Annotated in this window: 20 protein-coding genes and 1 pseudogene; 6 read left to right on the top strand and 15 right to left on the bottom strand. The window is 73.6% G+C overall.

Annotated features, from left to right (window positions below):
- Nucleotides 1-254 precede the first annotated feature (254 nt).
- A complete protein-coding gene (locus ACFWXO_RS02580) occupies nt 255-869 on the bottom strand; it encodes a hypothetical protein (protein ID WP_375883704.1) in 615 nt (204 codons plus the stop codon).
- 126 nt (nt 870-995) lie between these two features.
- On the bottom strand, nt 996-1,904 hold the full coding sequence (locus tag ACFWXO_RS02585; protein WP_380521557.1) for an NAD(P)-dependent oxidoreductase: 909 nt from the start codon (nt 1,902-1,904) through the stop codon (nt 996-998).
- An 84-nt stretch (nt 1,905-1,988) separates the two neighbouring features.
- Between ACFWXO_RS02585 and ACFWXO_RS02590 the strand changes: the two genes are divergently transcribed.
- Nucleotides 1,989-2,360: a winged helix-turn-helix transcriptional regulator gene (locus tag ACFWXO_RS02590; protein WP_380521559.1), complete on the top strand. Its 372-nt coding sequence runs from the start codon at nt 1,989-1,991 to the stop codon at nt 2,358-2,360.
- A 35-nt stretch (nt 2,361-2,395) separates the two neighbouring features.
- On the opposite strand, the gene ACFWXO_RS02595 is transcribed toward ACFWXO_RS02590, so the two are convergent.
- Nucleotides 2,396-2,863 carry a hypothetical protein gene (locus ACFWXO_RS02595; protein WP_380521561.1) on the bottom strand — a complete coding sequence of 156 codons (468 nt, stop codon included), beginning with the start codon at nt 2,861-2,863 and terminating at the stop codon, nt 2,396-2,398.
- Nucleotides 2,864-2,987: 124 nt separating this feature from the next.
- Here ACFWXO_RS02595 and ACFWXO_RS02600 point away from each other — a divergent pair, with 124 nt between their 5' ends.
- Complete coding sequence (locus ACFWXO_RS02600) at nt 2,988-3,959, top strand: ArsR/SmtB family transcription factor (protein WP_380521562.1); 972 nt, start codon at nt 2,988-2,990, stop codon at nt 3,957-3,959.
- A gap of 50 nt (nt 3,960-4,009) precedes the next feature.
- Here ACFWXO_RS02600 and ACFWXO_RS02605 read toward each other — a convergent pair whose 3' ends face one another.
- The 3 genes from ACFWXO_RS02605 to ACFWXO_RS02615 all read right to left on the bottom strand — a co-directional run bounded on the left by ACFWXO_RS02605 (nt 4,010) and on the right by ACFWXO_RS02615 (nt 6,202).
- Nucleotides 4,010-4,549 carry a hypothetical protein gene (locus tag ACFWXO_RS02605; RefSeq protein ID WP_380521564.1) on the bottom strand — a complete coding sequence of 180 codons (540 nt, stop codon included), beginning with the start codon at nt 4,547-4,549 and terminating at the stop codon, nt 4,010-4,012.
- Between the two features lie 90 nt (nt 4,550-4,639).
- Entirely contained in the window at nt 4,640-5,986 is a 1,347-nt protein-coding gene (gene lysA / locus ACFWXO_RS02610; protein ID WP_380406259.1) for a diaminopimelate decarboxylase, read from the bottom strand.
- A 39-nt stretch (nt 5,987-6,025) separates the two neighbouring features.
- Nucleotides 6,026-6,202: a hypothetical protein gene (locus tag ACFWXO_RS02615; protein WP_375883689.1), complete on the bottom strand. Its 177-nt coding sequence runs from the start codon at nt 6,200-6,202 to the stop codon at nt 6,026-6,028.
- A 351-nt stretch (nt 6,203-6,553) separates the two neighbouring features.
- On the opposite strand from ACFWXO_RS02615, the gene kdpB reads away from it, so the two are divergent.
- Nucleotides 6,554-8,800 (top strand): potassium-transporting ATPase subunit KdpB, encoded by a 2,247-nt coding sequence (gene kdpB, locus ACFWXO_RS02620; protein ID WP_380521566.1) that lies wholly within the window; start codon nt 6,554-6,556, stop codon nt 8,798-8,800.
- Between the two features lie 187 nt (nt 8,801-8,987).
- Nucleotides 8,988-9,497 (top strand): universal stress protein, encoded by a 510-nt coding sequence (locus tag ACFWXO_RS02625; RefSeq protein WP_375883684.1) that lies wholly within the window; start codon nt 8,988-8,990, stop codon nt 9,495-9,497.
- Nucleotides 9,498-9,560: 63 nt separating this feature from the next.
- Here the strand turns inward: ACFWXO_RS02625 and ACFWXO_RS02630 are convergent, their stop codons facing one another.
- Together ACFWXO_RS02630 and ACFWXO_RS02635 are read right to left on the bottom strand one after the other, a co-directional pair.
- Nucleotides 9,561-12,350 (bottom strand): molybdopterin-dependent oxidoreductase, encoded by a 2,790-nt coding sequence (locus tag ACFWXO_RS02630; RefSeq protein WP_380521568.1) that lies wholly within the window; start codon nt 12,348-12,350, stop codon nt 9,561-9,563.
- Nucleotides 12,347-13,189, bottom strand: a complete 843-nt coding sequence (locus ACFWXO_RS02635) for an FAD binding domain-containing protein (RefSeq protein WP_380521570.1) — start codon at nt 13,187-13,189, stop codon at nt 12,347-12,349. The genes ACFWXO_RS02630 and ACFWXO_RS02635 overlap by 4 nt, the downstream gene beginning before the upstream one ends.
- Before the next feature lie 559 nt (nt 13,190-13,748).
- Between ACFWXO_RS02635 and ACFWXO_RS02640 the strand changes: the two genes are divergently transcribed.
- Nucleotides 13,749-14,222 (top strand): hypothetical protein, encoded by a 474-nt coding sequence (locus ACFWXO_RS02640; RefSeq protein ID WP_380521572.1) that lies wholly within the window; start codon nt 13,749-13,751, stop codon nt 14,220-14,222.
- Between the two features lie 109 nt (nt 14,223-14,331).
- On the opposite strand, the gene ACFWXO_RS02645 is transcribed toward ACFWXO_RS02640, so the two are convergent.
- From ACFWXO_RS02645 to ACFWXO_RS02670, 6 genes and pseudogenes are all read right to left on the bottom strand, one after another.
- On the bottom strand, nt 14,332-16,329 hold the full coding sequence (locus ACFWXO_RS02645; protein ID WP_380521574.1) for an Ig domain-containing protein: 1,998 nt from the start codon (nt 16,327-16,329) through the stop codon (nt 14,332-14,334).
- 298 nt (nt 16,330-16,627) lie between these two features.
- Nucleotides 16,628-17,233 (bottom strand): hypothetical protein, encoded by a 606-nt coding sequence (locus ACFWXO_RS02650; RefSeq protein ID WP_375883673.1) that lies wholly within the window; start codon nt 17,231-17,233, stop codon nt 16,628-16,630.
- 170 nt (nt 17,234-17,403) lie between these two features.
- Nucleotides 17,404-17,859 carry a hypothetical protein gene (locus ACFWXO_RS02655; protein WP_375883671.1) on the bottom strand — a complete coding sequence of 152 codons (456 nt, stop codon included), beginning with the start codon at nt 17,857-17,859 and terminating at the stop codon, nt 17,404-17,406.
- 122 nt (nt 17,860-17,981) lie between these two features.
- Complete coding sequence (locus ACFWXO_RS02660; RefSeq protein ID WP_380521577.1) at nt 17,982-19,316, bottom strand: nitrate/nitrite transporter; 1,335 nt, start codon at nt 19,314-19,316, stop codon at nt 17,982-17,984.
- Entirely contained in the window at nt 19,313-19,564 is a 252-nt protein-coding gene (locus tag ACFWXO_RS02665) for a nitrite reductase (NAD(P)H) small subunit (protein WP_380521580.1), read from the bottom strand. Before ACFWXO_RS02665 ends, ACFWXO_RS02660 begins: the two co-directional genes overlap by 4 nt.
- Nucleotides 19,561-21,054, bottom strand: a pseudogene (locus tag ACFWXO_RS02670) ((2Fe-2S)-binding protein); the annotation flags it as partial. The gene ACFWXO_RS02665 and the pseudogene ACFWXO_RS02670, both read right to left, overlap by 4 nt.
- A 367-nt stretch (nt 21,055-21,421) precedes the next feature.
- Here ACFWXO_RS02670 and ACFWXO_RS02675 point away from each other — a divergent pair.
- A complete protein-coding gene (locus ACFWXO_RS02675; RefSeq protein WP_380521582.1) occupies nt 21,422-21,877 on the top strand; it encodes an SLATT domain-containing protein in 456 nt (151 codons plus the stop codon).
- 55 nt (nt 21,878-21,932) lie between these two features.
- Here ACFWXO_RS02675 and ACFWXO_RS02680 read toward each other — a convergent pair whose 3' ends face one another.
- Entirely contained in the window at nt 21,933-24,020 is a 2,088-nt protein-coding gene (locus ACFWXO_RS02680) for a phosphocholine-specific phospholipase C (RefSeq protein WP_380521584.1), read from the bottom strand.
- Nucleotides 24,021-24,160 lie beyond the last annotated feature (140 nt).

A 24,160-nucleotide genomic window follows, 5' to 3' on the forward strand; every position in this document is an offset into this window, starting at 1 on the left:
GCGGCACGTGGCCCGGGCCGCCGGGGGGGGCGCCCGGCGGCCCGGCGCCCCCCCCCGTCGCGCTCGGGGGCGGGGGGGGGCGGAGCCGTGTGCGGCACCGGCCCGGCCGGTCGCCGGCTCGGCCGGTTCGGCTGGGTCACGGATCCGGAGGGGAACCGCATCGAGCTCTGGCAGCCCGCCTGAGCGCGGTCGAAGGGCCCGTCTTCAAACTCCCGCACGGGAAGTCGGCCGGGCCGACTTCCCGTGCGACGCGATCAGAACAGCGCGTCGGCGGACCCGCACTTGAGGGTGCCGCTGGCCGTGGCATCGATGCCGCCCGGCATCTGGTGCACCGCCATGCCGGAGAACGTGATGGCGTCCTCGGTGCGGCCGGCCCCCGCACCGACCGGGACCTTTCCGGCCCACGCCGCCACCTTCGGGTCCTCGGGCTCGCCGACGGTCAGCAACAGGCTCATCTGGCCCTGGCCGTCGAAGCCCATGACCAGGGCGGCCTTCTTGGTGGACTTGCCCGTCGCGCTCAGGGTCAGCGGGCCGGACGGGGACTTCTTGCCGACGCAGCCCGCCGTGTCGAAGGTGAACGTGCCGCCCTCGCTGCCGGTGATGGTGACGGTGTTCGCGCCCCCGGAGCCCGCCGCACCACCTGCCGAACCGCCCGCCGCATCGGCCGTCTTCGAGGGAACGGCCGGGGTCGGCGCGTCGGCCGGTGCGGAGGTGGCGGCGCTCGACGTGACGGCGGTCGGCACGGCGGCGGTCGGTGCGGCGGAACTTGGCGCGGCGGTGTTCGAGGAGGACGACGAGCCCGAGGAACCACAGGCCGAGAGCAGGAGGACGGAGGCGCCGAGGACCACGGCGGGGACCACACGAGTCATTCGCATCATGGGCACAACGTAGAGCTCCTGTGTGACAGAACATCAGCGAATCCTCGACGGATCCGTACCAGAGCGGTCCGGCTTCCCCCGCGCGGCCCCCGTACGCCCCACCCGCACCGCAGTTGGTCAGCGGGGGGACCGGATGCCGTCGATGATCCGGGTCCAGTTGTCCGCGCCGTGGCCGTCCTCGATCGCGCGGCGGTAGTGGGCCTGAACGGCCAATGGGAGGACGGGGTCGAGGCCGAGCGAGGTGCTGGTCTCGACGATGTGGTCGGCGGTCGCGCCCATCATGGTGACCGTGCTGAGGTGGCCCGGGTGCTCCCCCGCGTCGAGCGCGGTGCCGGGGGCGGCCTCGCCGGCCCGCAGGATGGCGCCGATCGTGTCGGCGGAGGAGAGCAGGTCCGGCAGGGCCTCCGCGGCCTTCATCCCCGCGGTGCCCAGCATCGCGGTGGCCTGCATCAGGGCGGACAGGGTGGTGAGGAAGACGGCGAGTTGGGCCTGGTACATCATCTGGGCAAGGCCCGCGTCCTCGCCCAGGTACCTCGGCGTGCCGAGCAGGGCCAGCGCGGCCCGGTGACGATCCATCACCTGCCCGGGACCGCTGTAGTAGACGTGGGACGCCGCCGTACCGACCATCGGCGCGGGGACCATGACGCCCCCGGTGAGGAACTCGGCGCCGTGGCCCGCCGCCCAGGCGGCCGCCTCGCGGGTGCGGTCGGGGGTGTCGGAGCTCAGGTTGACCAGGGTCCGCCCGGCGAGCGCCGTGGTGGCACCGTCGAGGATGGTGTACATGGCCCGGTAGTCGGTGAGGCTGAGGATCACGAGGTCGCTCGCCCCGACCGCCTCGCCGGGCGTCGCCGCGAGCGTCGCCCCGGCCGCGACGACGCCGTCGGCCCGAGCGGCGGTGCGGTTCCAGACGGTGACCGGGTGGCCGGCGGCGAGGAGGGAGCGGGTCATCGCCTGCCCCATCGGGCCGAGCCCGATCACGGTGACGGCGCTGTGCTGACTGGTGGTGTGGTTCTGTCGTTCGTTCACCCCTCCATCCTCGGAGAGGGCAACTATCCTCGGAAGTACCCACTATTTTCTGCGGTACTTACCTTTTCGTAAGGGGGATCGGTGATGGCCAAGGCACCGAGGAGCGGGCCCTACATCTGCGGGATCGACGCCGCGCTCGACGTGGTGAGCGGCAAGTGGAAGGGGCTGATCCTGTGGGAGCTCACCACCCACGGCGTGCGCCGCTTCGCCGAACTCCGGCGCGCCCTGCCGGGCGTGAGCGAGAAGATGCTGACGCAGCACCTGCGGGAGATGGAGCAGGACGGCCTGGTCCACCGGGAGGTCTTCGCCGAGGTGCCGCCGCGGGTGGAGTACACGCTGACCGAGGACGGGCGCACGCTCAACGAGGCGCTCCGGCCGCTCGGCGTCTGGGGAGCCGGCCGGGTCCGGCGCGAGGGCCTCGACCTCGTCGCCGTGGCCGAGGCCTCCCTCGGGTAGGGCGCGTCACGGCTCGGGGCCGTCGGGATCCTGCGTCAGCAGGTGAACCTCGGCGACTGCACCGAGCCCTGGCGGACGTCGTTGTTGGTGATCCAGGTGTCGATCACCAAGGTCCCGCCGAGTGCGCAGTAGAGGTCGTGCCCGTTCCACTGCTGCGAGACGTTGTTGGACAGGTCGCTGTCGACGGTGTAGAGGACGCTCGGGTTGAAGTCGCTGATGGAGCCGTCCGCGTTGACGCGGGCGACCGCCTGCCAGATGCGCACCTGGGTGTCCGGCGTCCCGTAGGCGGTCACCGACGAGGCCACGCTGCTCTGGAGGTTGTTGGGCCGCGCACACGGCAGCAGCGAGACGCCGTGGCCCACGTACACCGAGTTCGGTTTGATGTCGAGGCCCCCGCGGCAGCCACCGCCCCCGATCTGCTGTGCCGAGGCGCTGCTGGTGGAGCCGATGACCAGGCCGAGGGTGGCCGCCGCCGCGAGGGCGAGGCTGGCGAGCTTGCGCATGGGTTTCTTTCCTCCGGTGTCGGATTGGCCGTGCACCGCCACCTTCGCCGTCGGGGCTGCCAAGGCGACAGCTATTCGCCGCTGGGCCTCATAGTTGAGAACTCACCCACGGCGGCCCGGCCGCATGGCACCATCGGCTGTGCTCGAAATCGGCTTCCGGCCGGCCGATCTGGCCCGCGTCCGGTTCGCGGTCTCTCCGCTGGATCACGTGCTGGGCGGCGTCGCCGGCCCGCAGCACCACTGCGCCCGCGACTCGGTGAACCGGGACCGGTGGTGGCGCCGGGTGAAGGGCCACGTCCCGCAGCAGGCCGCGGCGTTCATCGATCTGGTCAACGCGAGCCCGCTCGGCGTACCGATGTTCCTGACCCCCGACAGCACGGCCGCGCGGGCGACCATCGGCGACGAACTCGACGCCCTGCTCGCCCTCCCCGAGGCCGAGGTCCACCGGGAGATGCAGGACTACGGCACCGGGCCGGACCTCCCCCGCGTCATCGCCGAGTTGCGGGACGGCGGCACCCGCCGGCTGCGCCGGATCACCGACGCCGCCTGGGCGCTGTTCCGCACCTGCCTCGCCCCGGACTGGCCCGACATCCAGCGCGCCCTGCGGGCGGACGTCGAACAGCGCTCACGCGCCGTCGCCGAGACCGGGCTCGGCCCGATGCTGGCGCGGCTCCACCCGGACCTGTCCTGGCACGACGAGGGCACCCTCCGGTACGCCAGTCCGGAGTGGCGGCTCGCGTACGACCTCGGCGGGCGCGGGCTGGAGTTGCGGCCCAACCTGTTCCTCTCCGGCCTCACCGCGCCCCTGGGCGCCCACCGGTCGCCGGCCCTGCTGTACCCCGGCCGCGACCACCCGGCCCGCCACGCGGACGGACTGGCCCGCCTCCTCGGCACCGCCCGCACCCGGGCCCTCCGGGCGATCGCCCAGGGCGCCTGCACCACCAACCAGTTGGCCGAGGACCTCGGCGTGTCCGCACCGACCGCCTCCGCCCACGCCACCGTGCTGCGCGACGCCGGGGTGATCACCACCGAGCGCCGGGGCCGCGAAGTCCGGCACAGCCTCACCGCCCTCGGCCGCGACCTCCTCCTCGGCTGAGCACCGGCCGTCGGTGCACGGCTTCGCGGCGGCCGGAGCCGGCACGGCGTTCAGAGCATCGCGGGGCCCAGGGTGTCGCACTTGAGGCTGCCGCTGGCCTTCGCCTCGGCAGCGTCCGGCGTCCTGGAGACCGGCAGGTCGGTGAAGGTCACAACGTCCCTGGTCCGGCCTGCCTTCTCACCGACCTCGGCCTTTCCTCCCCAGGTGACCGTGGACGGGGCGAGGACCTTGTCCATGGCCACCGTCAGGATCATCTCCCCCTTGCCGTCGAAGACGGCCGTCAGCATGGCCTTCCCGTCGGGCCCGCCCGTCGCCATCAGCAGGAGGTTCCCGGACGGGGACTCCTTGCCGAGGCAGGCACCCCCCGTGAACTCGTACGTACCACCGCTGCTGCCGCTGATGACGACGGTGTTGGTCGGCCCCGCGCCGCCGGTGCTCGGGACTGTAGTGCTCGGGGCGGTGCCGTCCGGCGCGGCGGCCTTCGCGGACGGCTGCGTGGACGGCGCCGGGTCCGCGGGCCCGCAGGCCGCGAGCAGGAGCGCGGAGACGCCGGCGACCACCACGGGATGCACACGAGTCGTTCGAATCATGGTCAGAAGGTAACGCCCTCGGATGACGATGCGTCATCGGATGCCCAACAGGTCCGCTGCGGTCCGCAGTCAGCGGTACCGGGCACCGGGTCAGCGGCCGACTTCGCGCAGGCGGAAGTCCTCGACCGTTTCGCGGCGGATGAGCAGCCGGGCGCGGCCGTCCTTGACGGCGGCCACGGCGGGGCGGCCGACCAGGTTGTAGCCGGAGGCCATCGACAGCTGGTAGGCGCCGGCCGCGGGGACGGCGAGCAGGTCGCCGGGGCGCAGGTCGGCGGGCAGGACGGCGTCGTGGACCAGGACGTCCCCCGCCTCGCAGTGGCGGCCGACGACGTCCACCCGGGCCGCGCCGGCGTCGGAGCGGCGGCCCACCAGCCGGACGCTGTACGGGGATCCGTACAGGGCCGGGCGCGGGTTGTCGCTCATGCCGCCGTCGACGGCGACGAAGGTGCGGCCGTCCGCCGTGTGCTTGACGGAGAGCACCCGGTAGACGGCCACCGCCGCCGGTCCGGCGATGGCGCGGCCCGGCTCGACGATCAGTCGGGGCACCTCCAGCCGGGCCTCGGCGCAGCGGACCGCAAGCCGGTCGGTGACCCGGACGGCGAACTCGGCGAGGTCGAACTCGGCGTCCCCCGGCAGGTACTTGATGCCGTGGCCGCCGCCGAGGTCCAGTTCGGCCAGTTCGACGCCGTGCCGGTCCCGCACCGCGGCGAGCAGCCGCACCAGGGCGTCGACGGCCTGGAGGAAGGGTTCGAGCTCGGTGATCTGCGAGCCCAGGTGGCAGTGCAGTCCGGCCAGTTCGAGTCCGGGCTGGTCGAGCACCCGGGCGATGGCGTCGGCCGCGTCGCCGCCCTCGATCGGGAAGCCGAACTTCTGGCCGCCGACGCCGGTGCGTACGGCCGCGTGGTGGCCGGCCGCGATCCCGGGGACGACCCGGACCAGCACCTTCTGCGGGGTGTCGGCGGCGACCAGCGCGGCCAGCCGGGCGATCTCCGCCGGGCCGTCGATGACGATCCGCCCGACCCGCAGCCGCCGGGCCAGCCGCAGTTCCTCCGGGGACTTGGCGTTGCCGTGCAGCAGGATGCGCTGGGCCGGGAAGCCGGCCGAGACGGCCAGCCACAGTTCGCCGGAGGAGCAGACGTCCAGGCCGAGGCCCTCCTCGGCGGCCCAGTCGGCCATGGCGCTGCACAGGAAGGCCTTGGCCGCGTACAGCACCTCGGCGTGCGGCAGTGCCCGCCGGTAGGCCCGGGCGCGGCTGCGCACCTCGCCCTCGTCCAGGACGTACAGCGGGGTGCCGAACCGTTCGGCCGCCTCCGCCAGTCCGACGCCGCCGACCAGGACCTCACCGCCCGGGCCGGGCCGCGCGGAGGCGGGCCACGGGCCGCCGAGGGTGTCGGCGGGGGCGGGGGTCGGAACGGGCGGGGCGATCAGCTGGGTCATGGCGGCTACTCCTACGGGTGGTGGGGAAGGGCGGCTCGGTCAGTCCTCGTAGTGCATGGCGAAGCGGCAGTGCGCCGGGCGGGTGCGCGCCTGGTCGACGGTGCTCGGCGCGGGTGAGGGCGGCTCGGGCCGGTCCTGGCGGTCGGCGGCGGGCACCAGGCGGATGGTGCGCCCCAGCGGCCGGTCGACGTCGATGAGGGCGGTGGCGGTGGTCACGGCGGGCTCCTGGGATCTGCGGCAGGGGCCGTCGTCCGGCGGCCCGCATCCAGTGGAGACCCTCCGGGCACCGTTCGCACCCGGCCTTGACGCACGGCCTACGCATCGGGGGCGTACCTTGACGACTTCCTGACATGCCCGGGATTCCAGTGTTCCGAACGACTGTTCGTGCAGGTCAGGGGCCGGGCGCCGGCAATGTCAGGGAAGCGTCAAGGATGGCCGTTTCCTCGCCAAGCCCGCGTCAAGGCCGGCATGGCCCGGCGGACTCCGATGGTGGGCTGTGGCCCGTCCCCGTCGCCCCGAGCACGCCGCCCCGCAGCTTCGGGGCGCCCCGGAAGGTCCCCCGAGACGATGCGCCGTTCGGCCCTCACCCCACCGGACACCACCCCCGGCACAGGCCCGGGCACCACGCCCGGCACCGGCCCCGGCCCCGGCCCCGGCCCCGGCCCGCAGAACTGGTTCCGCCGCCCGGAGCCCGCCGCGCCGGAGCCCCCGCACCCGCACCCGCACCCGAGCCACCGCCCGTCGACTGCCAAGGGCCGACGGCAGCTGATCACCCGGCACCAGCTGGCCGAGGCACTGCCCGCCGCCGTACGCAAGCTCCACCCGCGCACGATGCTGCGCAACCCGGTGATGCTCGTGGTCGAGACCGGCTCGGCGCTCACCACCATCAGCGCCGTCGTCCACCCGAGCGTCTTCGCCTGGGCGATCTCCTTCTGGCTCTGGCTGACCGTGCTGTTCGCCAACCTCGCCGAGGCCGTGGCCGAGAGCCGGGGCAAGGCGCAGGCCGCCTACCTGCGCCGCGCCCAGGCGGCCACCACCGCCCGGCGGCTGCTGCACTGGCGGGTCGGCACCCGCGACCACCGCCACGAGGTCGTCCCCGCCGAGGAGTTGACGCTGCACGACATCGTGCTGGTGCCGGCCGGGGAGGTGATCCCGCAGGACGGCGAGGTGGTCGAGGGCGTCGCGACGGTGGACGAGTCCGCCATCACCGGCGAGTCCGCGCCCGTCATCCGCGAGTCCGGCGGCGACCGCACGGCCGTCACCGGCGGGACGAAGGTGCTCTCCGACCACCTGGTGGTCCGGGTCACCTCGCGCCCCGGGCAGAGCTTCGTGGACCGGATGATCGCCCTGGTCGAGGGCGCGAACCGGCAGAAGACGCCGAACGAGATCGCCCTCAACATCCTGCTGGCCTCGCTCACCATCGTCTTCGTGCTGTCCGTGGTCTCGCTCCAGCCGATGGCCATCTACGCCCACGCCCCGCAGACCACCGTCGTCCTGGTGGCGCTGATGGTCGCACTGATCCCGACCACCATCGGCGCCCTGCTGTCCGCGATCGGCATCGCCGGGATGGACCGGCTCGTCCAGCGCAACGTGATCGCCCTGTCCGGACGGGCCGTCGAGGCCGCGGGCGACGTGGACGTGCTGCTGCTCGACAAGACCGGCACCATCACCCACGGCAACCGCCGGGCCGTCGCCCTGCACCCGCTGCCCGGCGCGACCACCGAACAGCTCGCCGAGGCGGCCCAGTTGGCGTCCGTCGCGGACGAGACCCCGGAGGGCCGCTCCCTGGTCGAACTGACGAACCGTCAGTACTGGGTGCCGCCGCGGACCCCCGGTGAACTGGGCGAGCAGCGACCCGTCCCGTTCACCGCGCACAGCCGGATGAGCGGCGTCGACCTCAGCTGGCCGGACGGCACCGGCTGCCTGATCCGCAAGGGCGCGGCCGCGGCCGTCGCCCGCTGGGTGGTGGACTCCGGCGGACGGATGCCGATGGAGGCGAAGCCCCTGGTCGACCGGATCGCCGCGGCCGGCGGCACCCCGCTGCTGGTCGCCGTGCACGACCGGCACGGCGCCCGGGCGCTCGGTGTGGTCGAGCTCAAGGACGTGATCAAGGAGGGCATCGCCGAACGCTTCGCCGAACTGCGCCGGATGGGCATCCGCACCGTCATGGTCACCGGCGACAACCCGCTGACCGCCCGGGCGATCGCCGAGGAGGCCGGGGTGGACGACTTCCTCGCCGAGGCCACCCCCGAGGACAAGCTCGCCCACCTCCGGCGCGAACAGGCCGCCGGGAACATGGTCGCGATGACCGGCGACGGCACCAACGACGCCCCCGCCCTCGCCCAGGCCGACGTCGGCGTCGCGATGAACTCCGGCACCCCGGCCGCCAAGGAGGCCGGCAACATGGTCGACCTCGACTCCAACCCGGCGAAGCTCATCGACATCGTCCGGGTCGGCAAGCAACTCCTCATCACCCGGGGCGCGTTGACCACCTTCTCGATCACCAACGACGTGGCCAAGTTCTTCGCGATCATCCCCGCGATGTTCGCCCACGCCTACCCCGGGCTGCACCACCTCAACATCATGGGCCTGCACAGCCCGCAGTCCGCGATCGCCTCCGCGATCATCTTCAACGCACTGATCATCGTCGCCCTGATCCCGCTCGCCCTGCGCGGCGTGCGCTACCAGCCCGCCTCCGCGACCGACCTGCTCCGGCGCAACCTGCGGGTGTACGGGCTGGGCGGGCTGGTGCTGCCGTTCCTCGGCATCAAGGCGATCGACCTGCTGATCGAGTTCGTCCCGGGCCTGGGCTGAGCCCCGCGGCCGCCAGGAGGCCGCCTGTCAGGAGGCCGTCAAGATGCGTGCGACCGGCGTCATGACGGTGTCAGCGCCGGTACGGAGGGCACGGTTCCGGGGTTCACTGGAGGTATCCGAAGCAAGGAGCACCTCACCGGCAGAACCCGACCGGAGTGCGCGACCGGAGAGACGGAGGCGAACGGCCATGACCGGGACCACGACCGACACCACGACCGGCACCACCCGAGTGATCGTCGGCCTGAGCGGGTCGCTGAGCAGTCTGGCCGCCCTCTACCACGCCGTCGGCGAGGCGGCCCGGCAGGAGGCCGTGCTGGTGCCGGTCGCCGCCTGGACGGTCGGCGACCGGGACGGGCTGCGACCGCTGTCCGAACTGGAGCACGCCGCCCGCCGCCGACTGGACGTCGCCTTCGAACAGGCCTACGGCGGCTACCCGTCCGGCCTGGTGATCCACCCGGTGGTGGTGAACGCCGAACCGGGGCCCGCCCTGGCCGCCGCCGTCACCGGACCGGACGACCTGCTCGTCCTCGGCGCCGCCACCCGGCGCCGCTTCGACCTGCTGCGCGGCACCTCCGTCGCCCGGTACTGCCGGCACCGGGCGGGCTGCCGGGTGATCGAGGTCTCGCCGTCGGCGCTGCTGACCCGGCTGGAGCTGACCGCCCGCACCGGGGCACCGCTGCCGCTGCTGGCACGGTAGCGGCAGCGGGCCCGGCCGGGGTCTTCGGTCCCGGCCGGGCCTGCTGTCCCGGCCCGGCCCCCGTCACTCGGCGTCGTGGCTCCCCCGCCGCTCGGCCAGGGCCTGCCAGACCTGGTCGCGCAGGAACGGCGGGTCGGTGAAGCGGATGCCGGTGGCGTCGCGCAGCGCGTTGGCGAAGGCCGGGGCCACGGGGTTGAACGGACTCTCGCTCATCGACTTGGCGCCGAGCGGGCCGATCGCGTCCGAGGTGGTGCTGAAGTGCACCTCGGTGCGCGGCACGTCGGCGTACGCCGGGAGCCGGTAGCGGCGGAAGGCCGCGGTGGTGACCTCGCCGTGCTCGTCCAGCAGCACCCGTTCGAACAGGGTCGCGCCGAGCGCCTGGGCGACCCCGCCCTCGACCTGGCCGCGGCACTGCATCGGGTTCATCACCCGCCCGGCGTCGGCCCCGTGCACGCTGCGCAGGATCCGGATCTCCCCGGTGTCCGGGTCGACGGCGATCCGGAACCACTGCGAGTTGAAGGCGATCGAGCGCGGCGAGCCGCCGAAGTGGCCGTCGGCGGCGAGCTCGACGCCCTTGCCGCGGGCGGCCTCGAAGACCTCCTTGAGGGTGATCGTCCGCCCGTCGAGCTCGACCGCGTCGGCACCGAGCCGCAGCAGGCTGCGCGGGGTGCGGGCGTACTCGGCGGTGAAGGTCAGGAGGAGCTCGGCGAGCGCGTTGGCGGCCTTCATCACCGCCTTGCCCGCGACGACCGTACCGGCCGAGCCGAAGGCGCCGGTGTCGTGCCGGACGACGTCGGTGTCGGACTGCCGCACGGTGATCCGGTCCACGGTGGTGCCCAGGGCCCCGGCGGCGATCTGCCGGTGGACGGTGGTGGTGCCGTTGCCGAACTCGGCGGTGCCCACCGCGATGTCGTACCCGCCGTCCTCCAGCAGCCGCACGGTGGCGTCGGCGATGTGCCCGCCGGGCGGGCCGCAGGCGATGGCCGCCATCGCGAAGCCCTGCCCCACCAGCCAGCCCTCGGGGGCGAGTTCGGCGCTGGTGTCGTTCGCGAGGGCCTCCCGGACGACGCCGAGGCACTGGTCGAGGCCGTAGCTGGCGATGTGGAGGTCCTCCTCCTCGCCGAGCGGGCCCTCCATGTGCTCGCCCGGGCCGATGATGTTCTTCTCCCGCAGGACGAGCGGGTCGACGCCGAGCCGCCGGGCGAGCTCGTCCATCGCGGACTCCACGGCGAAGGTGACCTGCCCGAGGCCGTAGCCGCGGAAGGCCCCGGCCGGCACGCCGTTGGTGTAGACGGAGTACGCCTCCACCTTCTTGTTCGGCGCCCGGTAGACGCCCATCGACTCACCGACGCTGTGGAACATCACCGCCGGCCCGTGGTTGCCGTACGCGCCGGTGTTGGACACCACCCGGAAGCGGATCGCCGTCAGGGTGCCGTCCCGCTTGGCGCCGAGCTTGACGGTGACCAGGAACGGGTGCCGGGTGGTGGCGCCGTGGAACTGCTCGGCGCGGGTGAACTCCAGCTTCACCGGCCGGTGCAGCCGCATCGCCGCGAGCACCGCGATGTCCTCGGTGAGCATCTCCTGCTTGCCGCCGAAGCCCCCGCCGACCCGGCCGGCCACCACCCGGACCTTCTCCGTCGGCAGGTCGAACAGGGCGCACAGGGCGCGCCGGGTGAGGAAGGGCACCTGGGTGGAGGAACGGACCACGATCCGCTCCTCCCCCGTCTCCCCGGCCTCCCCAGCCTCCCTTGCCTCCGCGGCCTCCCCGACCGGCTCGAAGGTCACGACGCAGCCGTGGGTCTCCAGGCTGGCGTGCTGGACCCGCTGGGTCCGGAAGGTCTCCTCGTACACCGCGTCCGCCTCGGCGAACCCCTGCTCCACACTGCCGAGTTCACCGTGCGCCTCGCCGCAGACGTTGTCCTTCGGGCGGGCGATCCGGGACTCCGGCCCCTTGGGGTGCAGCACCGGCGCGCCGGGCGCCATCGCCTCCTCCGGGTCGAGCACGTACGGGAGTTGCCGGTACTCGACGACGATCCGGCGGCAGCCCTCCTCGGCGGCCGCCTCGCTGTCCGCGACCACGGCGGCGACCCGCTGACCGACGAAGCGCACCACGTCGTCCAGCAGCCGGGTGTCGTCCGGGTCCTCGGTGGGGTGCTCGTGCCGGGCCGAGGAGTAGAGCCGCTCGGGCGCGTCGTGGTGGGTGAGGACGAGGTGCACGCCGGGGACGCGCAGGGCGGCCGCCGTGTCGATGGAGAGGATCCGGGCGTGCGGGTGCGGCGAGCGCAGCAGCTTCATGTGCAGCAGGCCGGGCACGTCGACGTCGAAGGTGTAGCGGGCGGTGCCGGTGACCACCTGCGGCCCGGCCGGGGCGCCGAGGTTGCGGCCGACGGCGTGGCCGGGGTCGGGCTCCTCGGTGTGGCGGACGCCGTTGATCGCGTCCTCGATCGCCCGGTAGCCCGTGCAGCGGCACAGGTTGCCCTTCAACGAGCGCGGCAGGTCGGTGAGTTGTTCCTCGTCCAGGGCGCTGGTGGTCATCAGGAAGCCGGCCGTGCAGAAGCCGCACTGGAAGCCCTGGGCGTCCAGGAAGCGCTGCTGCACCGGGTGCAGCTCGCCGTCCGGGCCGGCCAGGCCCTCCACGGTGGTGACGGACCGGCCGGCGGCCCGGGCCGCCGGGTAGAGGCAGCTGTGCACCGGGTTGCCGTCGACCTGCACGGTGCAGGCGCCGCAGTCGCCCGCGTCGCAGCCCTTCTTCACCCCGAACCAGCCGCGCTCGCGCAGGTAGGTGCGCAGGCACTGGCCGGGGCGCGGCTCGGCCCCGGTGGGGCGGCCGTTGACGTGCATCGCGAAGCTCATCGCGCTGCCTCCTCGGTGGGGGTGTGAGGGCTCAGCTCCCGGCGGATCTGCTCGGCGAAGCGGAAGGTCAGGTGCCGGCGCCAGGCGGGCAGCCCGTGGATGTCGTCGAAGTAGTCCTCCGGCCGGATGCCGTCCCGGATCGCCTCCTCGACGGCCGCCGCGTTGGGGGCGGGCGGGAACCAGAAGCGGAACGGGCGGACGGTGGAGGCGGTGACGGTGAGGGTCAGCGAGCCGTCCACCGGGTCCAGGGTGCCGACCAGCAGCGCGGCGGAGCGGCCCAGCCCGTACAGCGAGGCCTGGCGGAAGGCCGTGCGGCTCGCCAGTGCGCGGGCCGGCAGGGTGATGGAGCGCAGCAGTTCGCCGGGCCGCAGGTCCTTGCGGCCGGCGCCGGTGACGAACTCCGCCACCGGGACCTTCCGGTACTCGCCGGAGGGGGCGCGCAGCAGGCAGACACCGTCCAGCGCGGCGGTGAGCGAGATCATCGGGCCGGCGGGCAGGCCGTTGCAGAGGTTGCCGCCGACGGTGGCCATGTTCCAGATCTTCCAGGAGGCCAGGAAGGCCCGGCAGCACTGTTCGACCAGCGGTGCGGCCGTCCAGTCGGCCTCCTGGCGGCCGTACCGGGAGAGCTGGGCGACGGTGCAGGTCGCGGCGATCTCCAGGCCGCCGTCCGGGGTCCGGGTGAGCGGCCGCCAGCCCATCCGGCCGAGGTCGATCAGGCGGCGGATGTGCGGCTGCGGCTCGGAGAACAGGTACGTCCCGCCGCCGAGCCAGGCGTCGCCGGACCGCCAGGGGCCGCCGAGGCGGGCGTCCCGCAGTTCGGCCACCGTGTTCAGATCCATGTCGCCCCTCCGTCCCCGGCCTGTTCCGTTCGTTCGGTAGGGCGATTGAAGCGGTCGGCGGGCGGGCGTCACGAGTGGTCCCGGGCACCATTCGGACCGGTCCGCCGCTGGTCGATCCTCCAGGCCGGGCGCGGCCCGTCCGGCCGGGGCCCGGAGGGGAGTCGGCCGCTCCGCATGCCAACTTCGACAAGCCTGTCGAAGTTGGCATGGCCGGGCTATGCTGTCGGCAGGTCCGAAGGTGGACTCCTGTACCCGTCGACGTCCGCACCGCCCCGGTGCGCCCGACCGGAAGGAGGCGAGACACACGGACCGCACCCCGACGGGCCCCCACCCGCGCGACACCCGCGCCCGGGCCCACTCCCAGCCCCGTACCCGCGGGTCCGCTCCCGGCAGAACTCCCTTCCGAGGATGAGACGCTGACGCACCGTCAACTCCGTGCGCGGCCCTTCACCACCTCGCCGTCCGGGCGTACCCCGGACCGCCCGCCGCCGTTGTACGGAAGGTGATCCGCCGCGCCCGCCCCCGCCCTCCGCACCCCCCGCCGAGGAAGAGGTACCCCATGACGACGTCCAGGCTCCTCCCGCACCCCCGCGAGGCGGCCGTCCTGGCCGCCGTCCTCGGGCTGCTCGTCCTGGAGGAGATCGCCCTCGGCCTCGCCGAGGAGGAGGACCGCCCCGTCATCGGCGCCGTCCTGATCGGCGCCTCCTGTTCCGGCCTGCTGGTCGTCGGCGCGGTCCTGTTCAGCCGCTGGCTCGAAGCCCGCCGCCCGCTCCCGCTCCCCCCGCCCGGCCCGAACGGGCGCGAGTACAGCGCCTGGGCGCTCGAAGGCTTCCCGATGGAGGCCGTACGCCCCCTGCTGCTCGCCGAACACGCCCCGCAGCTCGGCCAGTTGTACTCCGCCTGGATGCTCGCCCGGGCCGGCCGCACCGCCCCCTGGATCGCCCGCCGGCTGGGACTGCCGGTCGAGGCCGTCCAGTTGCTGGTCGACGCCGCCCGCAGCCACACCGCTTCGCCGCCGCTGCCGGGGGCGTGAGGGCCGGCGGCAGCGGCGGCGGGTGCCTGAAACAGCGAACGAAGCCCCGGCACCGCAACACGCGGTACCGGGGCGGACGTTCGGGTGCGGGATCAGTTCGGGTGCCGGATCAGCTCTCCCGGCCCGAGGCGTCGTCGATCAGGAACGCGGTGGTCGGGCTCGTCCCGGACTCGTGGGAGACCAGCTTGAGGCCGATGGTGGTCCCCCAGCCGACCTGGCCGATCACCGAGGAGAGGTCCACCGACTGGTACTGGTAGCCGTTGGTCGGGTTCCGGCTGCTCCAGGTCTTCACCGTGCCGAGCGGCTGGCCGGTGTACTGGTCGACCGCCACCAGCGACAGGGTGTCGGGCGCCGTGGCGGAGGTGTTGCTCGTCTCCACGTCCAGCCAGAAGGAGAAGCTCGCCTGCCCGTAGCCCGGGTAGGTGTTCAGGTAGGTGGTGATCGAGTCGTCCGTCCCGGTGTTCTGGCCCAGCCAGGCGTACCAGGAGCCGGAGTGCGGCGCGTGCAGGCTGGACGGGGTGACGATGTTGTACCCCGACGGGCTCCAGGCGTCCGTCATCACGGTGTGGTCGACGTCCGCCGAGCCGTTCTCGAACCCGGCGTCGGTGAGCTGCTCGATCGATCCGCAGCCGGACCCGCCGGCGGCGCTGACGTTCTCCCAGAACCCGGTGGACGCCGCCTTGCCCGCCGCGTCCGTCGCCGTCACGTTGATCCGCTGGTAGCCGCTGGTCGCGGCGGCGGTGCCGGAGATCACCCCGCTGTGCGGGTCGATGGCCAGCCCCTGGGGGAGCCCGGTGGCGCTGTAGGTGAGGGCCGAGCCGGTGCCGGAGACGCCCACCGCCGGGATGGACAGCGGGTGGCCGGCCGGGTCCGTACGGTCGCACATGGTGCTCACCGAGACCGGCGGGGAGGCCACGATCGGGTCCGAGGCCGCGCACAGGTGGTCGGCGTTGGACCACAGCGTCTGCAGCGGGAAGCTGCCCGTCGCCAGGTCCTCGAAGAACAGCCCGCCGTTGGCGCCCTTCGGGATCCAGGCGCACTTGTCACCGATCTCCTGACCGGTGGCGTCCGTCCAGCCGCCCGGGGTGTTCGGGTCGCTCACCGTCTCCGCGTACTCGTGGCCGCCGATGATCCCGTAGCCGTCCAGCCGCCCCCGCGGGGTGTTCTCGCCGAACCAGTTGGTGCCGCAGCCGGCCACGTCCGTCAGGTACGGCATGTTGGTGTAGGCGAGCTGGCCGTACGGGGAGCGCTGGAAGTCGTGCCAGGCGCAGTAGCCCAGCTCCTTCCACTTGTCCGGGTCGGTGCCCTGCGGCGAGTCGATGACGTACTGCACGTTGCGGTTCTGCGCCTCGGTCAGGTTGCCGAAGTGCTTGGCCGCGGCCAGCGCCTCCGCCCCGAGCTGCGGCTCGGTCGCCGCCTGCGGCGCGGGCGCGGCGTTGTCCACCCAGACGCCCGCCAGCACGCTGCCCTGCTGCGGGTACGGGATGTGGGCGGAGCCGGCCGGGCACTGCACGGAGCCCGCGGCGACGCCCTCGCAGTACTGGGTCAGCACGGCGCTCCAGCCGTCGCCCTGGCTGCCCAGGCCCTTGAAGAAGTCCTGCTGGTACGGCGCGGCCTGGTCCGGGTCGCCGGTCGCCACGGTGTCACCGGCCGCGTTCGTCGACGGGGTGCCCCACTGGGAACCCCACAGGACCAGGTACACCTTGGGCGCGCCGATCACCACACCGGTCGACTCCTGGCCGCCCTTGTAGGTGACCTGGAGGTCGTACTCGTTGGCGACGTTGCCGTCGCCGTCCTTGCCGCCGGTGCCCGGGTCGGCGCCGTCCACCAGCTGCGGCGCCTTGGTCGTGGTGCCCACCGGGCCGGCCTTCGCGGCCCCGACCCGGCGCGGGCCGGACTTCTTCGGGGCGGCGGCCTGCTCCGCCTTCGGGGTGCCGGGCCGGGCCTCGACGGTGGCGGCCCGCGGCGCGTGGGAGTCGGCCATCGCGGACAGCGGACTGCTGAGCGCGGCACCGGCCAGGGCGGCGGCGAGTGCCACCAGGGCGGTCCGCGGGGCGCGCACCGGGCGGCGGGCGCCACTGGGCGTGCGGGATCGGAATCTGAACACGGGTCGGGTTCCGTCTCTCGTGACGTGGGGGGAGGGCGGGACGCACACGCGGTCCGGGCGGACGGGGAAGGGGCCTCACTCCGGGCCGAGCGCTGTGCAATGCGCCATATGATATTTCACTGATGGTCGCGCACAAGGCCTCCCACCCGGCGCCCGACAGCGGCACCCCCGGGGCCCGACGCGCCCGCACCGCACCCCACCAGGGCCGATCACCCCGCCACGGCGGCGCGGACAACTCCCCCGGCGGGCCCGGATTTTAACTCCCCCTTACCAGGCCCCACCAGGGCCTTGGCATTCCTCAGACCGGACGCCCCGCGTGCGCCTGGGTCACCAGGAACGGCACCAACCCACGCTCCGTCAGCGCCGCCCGCCACGCGTCCCGCGCCACCACCAGCTCCCCGGCCCCGCCCACGGCCTCCCCGCTCCCCGCCGACCGCGACGCCGCCCCCAACAACCCCAGACCGCCCACCAGCAGACACACCGCCCCGATCCCCCCGGCCACCCAGCCGGCCCCCACCAGCGCCCGCCCCAACGCCTCGGCGTCGTCCGACAGCCCCAGCACGTAGCCGAGCACCAGCAACACCCCGGCGGCGACGACGGCGATGATCGGCACGATCACCCCCAGCACCCCCCACCACCCGGAAGCCCGCCCCCGCCCCGGCACGTCCACCGGCAGCCGCGCCACGGCGTCGGCATCCGCCCGCAACGCCGCGTACCGCTCGTACTCCGGCGCGGCGGCGGCCAGCACGTACTCCGCGTTCTCCCGCGCCACCCGCCGCAACCGGTCCACCTCACCCCCCACCCCCTGCAACGCCGCCCGCACCTGAGGCGCCGCCAACGCCCTGCCCAACTCCGTCTCGAAGTCGGCCCGATCCTGCTGCGGCAGCCGAAGCGGCCTGTCCATGCCGTGCCCCTCTCACGTAGTTCTACAGAACTGTAGAACACGGGGGCGCGCAGCAGCAGTCCTGTTCAGGGCCGGATTCGGCCGCTACGACGACTCGGCCATCGGCCGCCGGGCCCGGCGCCCTGACACGGCGCCAGGCCCGGGGGCCACCGCGAACGGTGATTCCGTGCTCAGCCGACGGCGAGCTTCACCTGGCGGGAGTCGGCGGCGGCGGACGGGGTGGTGCCGATGTTGGAGACGGTGGCGATGGCGACGGCGTCCGCGCCGGGGATCCAGTTGACGGTCTTGGACTGGACGAGCAGCTGCCGCTGCTGGACGGTGCCGTCGCAGACGATGTCGGTGTCCGGGGTCCGGCTGGAGCCGAAGGCCTTGGAGGAGGAGTCCTCCGGGTCCTGCTGTTCGACCGAGACGGTGAGCGAGCGGGCCCCGTCGGCGACCGAGCACAGGTAGCTGACGTTCACCCGGGCCTTGCTGGGGATCTTCGGGTCGATCACGACGTCACCGAGGGTGACGGCGATGGCGGGCGCATCGTCGGCCGGGGCCGCCGTCGGGGCGGCGGCGTGGGCCGGGGCGGCAAGGCCGGTGAGGGCCGAGGTCAGTACCGTCAGGACGATCCACCGCTGCACTGCAACCTCCGAGGATGTGGGGCGTGGTGCGGCCGACGCTAACCGCCGCTCCGCCCGCCCGCGCGCCGGGTCGTCCGATCGTCGTACGAACGACCTCGTGACGACCCGGCAGCAGCACGGCGTCACCGTCGCGGCCGCAGCCACACCGCCCAGGTCAGCGCCGAGCACAGCAGGTACGCCACCAGGAACCCGAGGTACGCGGCGTCCCCGTTGTGGCTCGCCAGGAAGGACTGCCGGAAGGCCAGGTTCACCAGCACCCCGCCGAAGGCCCCCACCGCGCCCGCCAGGCCGATCAGCGCCGCCGTCCGCCGCCGGGAGTCGGCCTCGGCGGCGGCCGGGTCGGCGCCGGCCGCGACCGCCGTCCGGGCGAGGCCCTGGTAGTGCGCCGGGATCATCTTGTAGGTGGACCCGTTGCCGATCCCGCTGAGCACGAAGAGCGCGATGAACCCGCCGAGGAAGAGCGGCAGCGAGCCGGCCCGGGAGGCGAGCAGCACGACCGCCGTGCCGGCGCCCATGGCGGCGAAGGTCGCCAGCGTGACCCTGGCCCCGCCGTACCGGTCGGCGAGGCGTCCGCCGACGGGCCGCAGCAGGGATCCGAGCAGCGGTCCGAGGAAGGTGAGGGCGGCGGCCTTGACCGGGGTGTCGAAGCGGTCGTGGAACTGGACCTGGAGCACCTGCCCGAAGGCGAAGCCGAAGCCGATGAAGGAGCCGAAGGTGCCGATGTAGAGGGTGGAGACCGCCCAGCCGTAGGGGTCGCGGGCGACCTCCCGCAGCGCCCGCCCTTCTCCCCTGGGCGCCTTCGGCAGGTTGTCCATCCGCCACTGGGCCCCGGCCGCCGCGAGCACGATCAGCGGCAGGTAGAGCAGCGGCAGCAGCCGGGGGTGGGCGGCGCCGGCGGTGGCCAGCACGAGCAGCCCGAGCAACTGGACGGCGGGGACGCCGAGGTTGCCGCCGCCCGCGTTGATCCCGAGGGCCCAGCCCTTGAGCCGGTGCGGGTAGAAGGCGTTGATGTTGGCCATCGAGGAGGCGAAGTTGCCGCCGCCGACGCCGGCCACGCAGGCGACGGCGAGCAGGGTGCCGTAGGAGACGCCGGGTTCCAGCACCAGGGCGGCGAGGGCCGTCGGGACCAGCAGCAGCAGGGCGCTGACCACCGTCCAGGTGCGGCCGCCGAAGCGGGCGACGGCGAAGGTGTACGGCAGCCGGAGCAGGGCGCCGAGCGCGGTGGGCAGCGCGGTGAGGGTGAACTTGCCCGCGGTGTCGATGCGGTACTCGGGCCCGAGGAAGAGCACCAGCACGGACCACAGGCTCCACACCGAGAAGCCGATGTGCTCGGAGAGGACGGAGAAGACCAGGTTGCGCCGGGCGATCCGGGCGCCGCCGCGGGCCCACATCTCCTCGTCCTCCGGGTCCCAACCGGCCAGCGGGGCGGGGGTTCTGGACTCCACGACGGCGGTCATGCCGCGGCCTCCACGGGGAGCACCCGGACCGGCCAGCGGCGCAGCACCGCGGGTGCGCCGTCGGGCGCGGTGTCCTCGTCCAGGCAGCGGCCGTCGGTGAGGTCGTACACCTGCTTGTACATCGGCGAGGTGAGGGTGGGCCGGTCGCCGCGGCTGCCGAGCAGGCCGCGGGAGCCGCGGCCGGGTTGGAGGTCGGCGAGGGCGCAGACGGTCTGCCAGTGGTTGCCGTCGTGGATCTGTACGGTCACGGGGTGAGCACCTCCAGTCGGGCCCCGGCGACGAGCACCGGGGAGTTGAGGGTGCGGCCGGCCTCGCCGGGGCGGGCGGGGCGGATCTGGCCGCGTTCGGGAACGAAGGTAACGGCGGGGTCGGGGGTGCCGGGAGCATTGACAAAGGAGGAGAACCGCCGCAGCCGCTCGGGGTCGGCCAGGGTTTCGGCCCATTCGTCCCGATAGCCGCTGATGTGACACATCGTCAGTTCGTCGAGCTCGACGGCGATGCCGAGCGAGTCGTCCAGGACGACGGCCCGCAGGTGGTCGAGTCCGCCCTCCAGGCGCTCCAGCCAGACCGAGGTGCGTTCCAGGCGGTCGGCGGTGCGGATGTAGAACATCAGGAAGCGGTCGATGGTGCGGATGAGGGTCTCGCGGTCGAGGTCGGCGGCGAGCAGGTCGGCGTGCCGGGGGGTGGTGCCGCCGTTGCCGCCGACGTAGAGGTTCCAGCCGGCCGAGGTGGCGATGACGCCGAAGTCCTTGCTCTGCGCCTCCGCGCACTCGCGGGCGCAGCCGGAGACGGCGGCCTTGAGCTTGTGCGGGGAGCGCAACCCCCGGTAGCGGAGCTCCAGTTCGATGGCGAGGGTGGTGGAGTCCTGGACGCCGAAGCGGCACCAGGTCTCGCCGACGCAGGACTTCACGGTGCGCAGCGACTTGCCGTAGGCGTGCCCGGACTCGAAGCCCGCGTCGACCAGCTTGCGCCAGATGACGGGGAGTTCGTCGACGGTGGCGCCGAACATGTCGATCCGCTGGCCGCCGGTGATCTTGGTGTAGAGGCCGTGGTCGCGGGCGATCTCGCCGATCGCGATCAGGCCCTCGGGGGTGATCTCGCCGCCGGGCACCCGGGGGACCACCGAGTAGGAGCCGTTGCGCTGGAGGTTGGCGAGGAAGTGGTCGTTGGAGTCCTGGAGAGCGCCCTGTTCGCCGTCCAGGATGTGGCCGTTGCCGAGGCTGGCCAGGATGGAGGCGACGGTCGGCTTGCAGACGTCGCAGCCCTCGCCGCCGCTGCCGTACCCGGCGAGCAGGTCGGAGAAGCCGGTCAGTCCGGTGACCCGGACGATCTCGTACAACTCGGCACGGCTGTGGGCGAAGTGCTCGCACAGGCCCTGGACGGTGGCGACCCCGGCGGCGGCCAGTTCCTCGGTGACGACGGTGCCGAGCTGCTTGAGGCAGCTGCCGCAGCCGGTCCCGGCCCGGGTGCACTTCTTGACGGCGGCGACGCCGTCGGCGCCCTGGTCGCGGACGGCGGCCCGGACGGCGCCCTGGGTGACGTTGTGGCAGGAGCAGAGCACCGCGTCGTCGGGCAGGGCGAGCGGTCCGGCGGGGGCGGACCCGGCGGGCAGCACCAGCTGTTCGGGGGCGACGGTGAGCGGCTTCCCGGCGACGGCGAGCGGGCGCAGCGCGCCGTAGCCCTCGGTGTCGCCGACCAGGACGCCGCCGCCCCCACCCCGCAGCAGGCCGTCGCCGCCCTCCTCGCCGCCGGACACCCCGACGTCGCGCTGGCCGGCTACCTCCTCTCCCCCGGCTTCTTCGCCCGCCGCGCGGCCACCACCGCGGCCACCTGGACCACCGCCCCGTTGGGCGCCCACCCGGCCGTCGCCCGCCTCGTCCTGCACCGCTACGACCAGGCCCTGGCGGCCACCGCCCTGCCCACGGCCGCCTGACCGGCCCCGCGGGCCCCGGCTCCGGGCGTTCGGAGCGGCGGTGCACCGCCCTGCCGGATGCCCGGAGCAGGCCTCCGCTACCGTCGACCGGAAGCCCCGCGGAGGCGGGGGCGGGCGGGAGCGGGCGAGAGGCACGGGTGGGGGCAGGGTGGATCCGAACAGTGGACCGGTCGTGGGTGTGGGGCTCACCCCGACGGAGACGTCCGCACTCCTGCTGGACAAGATCCGCCGGGGGCACGACTACGCCCGCCGGAGGAAGGAACGGTTCCGTCGGCGCGCTTCCGCGGTGAAGCTCCTGACGCTGGCGCTGTCCGCCGCCTCCACCATCCTGCTGGGCCTGCACCGGTGGACGGACCTGGCGTTCGCGCTGGTGGCCCTGGTGACGGCGCTGGCGGCCGCCGAGCCGTTCTTCAACTGGCGCTCCCGGTGGGTGCTGATGGAGGAGGCGCAGTACCGCTTCCGGCGGCTCTCCGACGACCTGGAGTACCTGCTGGCGTCGACGACGGCCGACGGCCCGACCCGGCACCAGCTCGACGGCGTCTTCGGCAGGTACCAGGCGGTCTGGGACGACCTGAGCCGCACCTGGCTGGAACGGCGGCGCGAACCCGCGCCGCCGTCGACCGCCTGATCGATCACCGGGCCGACCGTCCGGCCGACCCCCGCCGGGTGCCCGGCTCCGGTGGTCAGCCCGTGACGCTGGCGGCGCCGGTCTCCAGGTGGCCGGTGGCACGGCGGCTCCAGGCGGGGTCGCTGCCGACGGTCACGGTGAAGTCGTACCAGCCCTGCGCGATGGTGACGGCGTTGAAGTAGTCCCTGACCGTGGCCCCCGGGGCGACCTGGTAGGTCCAGCTGCCGGTCCGGTAGTTGGTGGCCGTGACGGTGAAGGTCACCGTACTGGTGCCGGTGTTGGTCATGGCGAACCAGAGCGCCGGCCGGCCGGTGTCCGGCGCCGGCGCGTACGAGGTGGTGGCCTCGGCGGTGCGGCCCGCGGTGGTCGCGTTTCCGGCGAACCGGCGCAGGGTGCGGTTGGGGCCGAGCACGGTGAGGTCGTACTGCCCGTTGCCGGAGCCGGCGCCGATGTCGAAGGAGTCGCGGGCGCTGCCGTCGGTGCCGCTGCCGGCGTCGTACGGGGCGACGGTGTACTGCCGGGGGCCTTCGGTGCGGTAGGCGTTGGCGTGGATCGAGTAGTGCGCCCAGGCGGTGGCCTGCGGGCCCTGGTTGGCCAGGTCGATCCAGAGCAGGGTCCGGCCGTCGGCCGTGGACTCGATCCGGTCCACCCAGGCGTTGGGCTGGTAGGGCAGCGCGCGGGCGGGCTTGGTGCCGGGCTCCTGGACGGGCATGGAGTTGGTGCCGGGGCTCGGGTTGATCTGGAGGTTCGCGGTGGCCTGGCTGATGGTGGCGCTGGTGTCGGGCAGCGCGGGCACCCCGTGGACGGGGTTGGCGAAGTCGAAGGCACCGGTGAGGTCGCCGCAGACCTGGCGGCGCCAGGTGCTGATGTTGGGGCAGACGGCGGGGGTGCCCAGCGCGGCGGTCCAGGTCTCCAGGAAGCGGATGACGCTGGTGTGGTCGTAGACCCGGGAGTCGACCCAGCCGCCGCGGGTCCACGGCGAGACCACGATCATCGGGACGCGGAAGCCGAGGCCGATGCCCGCCCCCTTGCAGAACTCGCCGGCGGTGCCGGCCGGGGCCGCGGGCGGGGGCACGTGGTCGAAGAAGCCGTCGTTCTCGTCGTAGTTGAGGAACAGGGCGGTGGAGTCGAAGACCTCCGGGGAGGCCGCCAGGGCCTGCAGCACCAGGTTGACGAAGTGCGCGCCGTTCTCCGGCGGGCCGTCCGGGTGCTCGGAGAACAGCTGGTCGGCCACCACCCAGGAGACCTGGGGCAGGGTGCCGGCGAGCGCGTCGGCCCTGATCGCGGCGGCGATGTCGTCCGGGGTCGAGCCGGTGCGGGCGGGCACCGAGCCCATGCCGCGCTGGGCGAGCGGGCTCGAACTCGGCGCGCCGGTGAACTGGTTGAAGTAGGCGAGGCCGTTGTCGCCGAAGTTGTCGTTGGCGTTCTGGTAGACCTTCCAGCTGACGCCCGCGTCCTGGAGGGCCTCGGCGTAGGTCTGCCAGCGCAGGCCCGACTCGGAGCCGCCGTCGTAGGCCGGTCCGCCCGCGGTGGCGGCCGGGTCGATCGTGCCGGACCACAGGTAGGTGCGGTTGGGGCCGGTGGCCGAGAGGATGGAGCAGTGGTACGCGTCGCAGACGGTGTAGGCGTCGGCCAGCGCGTAGTGGAACGGTATGTCCTCGCGGGCCATGAAGCCCATGGTTCTGTCCGAGCCCTTGGCGGCGATCCAGGAGTCCATCCTCCCGTTGTTCCAGGCCTGGTGCTGGGTGGACCAGGAGTGGTCGAGCGAGCCGTCGCACTGCGCGAGCTGCTCGGGGCTGACGCCCCACCACCAGGTGTTCGTCTTGCTGAGCTGCCACGGGTACTGCCGCCCACTGCCGTTCGGCTGGTTGAACACGCTGGTGCCGCCCGCGATCTGCAGGGCGGTGCGGTCGCCGAAACCGCGCACGCCCTTCAAGGTGCCGAAGTAGTGGTCGAAGCTGCGGTTCTCCTGCATGAGCACCACGACGTGCTTGACGTCCCGGATCGTCCCCGTGCTGCCGGTGGTGCCGGTCGTGGCGGCCTGCGCGCCCGGCACCGCGCCGGGCAGGGCCGTGTCCAGCCCGATGGCGGCGCCGAGGGCGGCGGCCGAGCCGAGGAAGGTACGGCGGGTGACGGGTGACACGGGTGGCCTCCGAGAAGTCTGGACAACTCCGACGTCGGCGACTGTCGGGCAGCCGGATGACTACCGACCGGTAGCCGGGTGGCGGAGAAGTTACACCTGGCCGACAGTTGACGGAAGGTCTCACACCGTCACGGGATCCG

The organism is Kitasatospora sp. NPDC059088, from assembly GCF_042738155.1.
Lineage (GTDB): Bacteria > Actinomycetota > Actinomycetes > Streptomycetales > Streptomycetaceae > Kitasatospora.

What these genes read in the sequence shown, in the direction of transcription:
- kdpB (WP_380521566.1), top strand. Translation starts at nt 6,554, where the DNA reads ATGCGCCGTTCGGCCCTCACCCCACCGGACACCACCCCCGGCACAGGC.
- ACFWXO_RS02605 (WP_380521564.1), bottom strand. Translation starts at nt 4,549, where the DNA reads ATGATTCGAACGACTCGTGTGCATCCCGTGGTGGTCGCCGGCGTCTCC.
- ACFWXO_RS02595 (WP_380521561.1), bottom strand. Translation starts at nt 2,863, where the DNA reads ATGCGCAAGCTCGCCAGCCTCGCCCTCGCGGCGGCGGCCACCCTCGGC.
- ACFWXO_RS02650 (WP_375883673.1), bottom strand. Translation starts at nt 17,233, where the DNA reads ATGGACAGGCCGCTTCGGCTGCCGCAGCAGGATCGGGCCGACTTCGAG.
- ACFWXO_RS02625 (WP_375883684.1), top strand. Translation starts at nt 8,988, where the DNA reads ATGACCGGGACCACGACCGACACCACGACCGGCACCACCCGAGTGATC.
- ACFWXO_RS02630 (WP_380521568.1), bottom strand. Translation starts at nt 12,350, where the DNA reads ATGAGCTTCGCGATGCACGTCAACGGCCGCCCCACCGGGGCCGAGCCG.
- ACFWXO_RS02640 (WP_380521572.1), top strand. Translation starts at nt 13,749, where the DNA reads ATGACGACGTCCAGGCTCCTCCCGCACCCCCGCGAGGCGGCCGTCCTG.
- ACFWXO_RS02580 (WP_375883704.1), bottom strand. Translation starts at nt 869, where the DNA reads ATGACTCGTGTGGTCCCCGCCGTGGTCCTCGGCGCCTCCGTCCTCCTG.
- ACFWXO_RS02660 (WP_380521577.1), bottom strand. Translation starts at nt 19,316, where the DNA reads ATGACCGCCGTCGTGGAGTCCAGAACCCCCGCCCCGCTGGCCGGTTGG.
- ACFWXO_RS02600 (WP_380521562.1), top strand. Translation starts at nt 2,988, where the DNA reads ATGGCACCATCGGCTGTGCTCGAAATCGGCTTCCGGCCGGCCGATCTG.
- lysA (WP_380406259.1), bottom strand. Translation starts at nt 5,986, where the DNA reads ATGACCCAGCTGATCGCCCCGCCCGTTCCGACCCCCGCCCCCGCCGAC.
- ACFWXO_RS02635 (WP_380521570.1), bottom strand. Translation starts at nt 13,189, where the DNA reads ATGGATCTGAACACGGTGGCCGAACTGCGGGACGCCCGCCTCGGCGGC.
- ACFWXO_RS02590 (WP_380521559.1), top strand. Translation starts at nt 1,989, where the DNA reads ATGGCCAAGGCACCGAGGAGCGGGCCCTACATCTGCGGGATCGACGCC.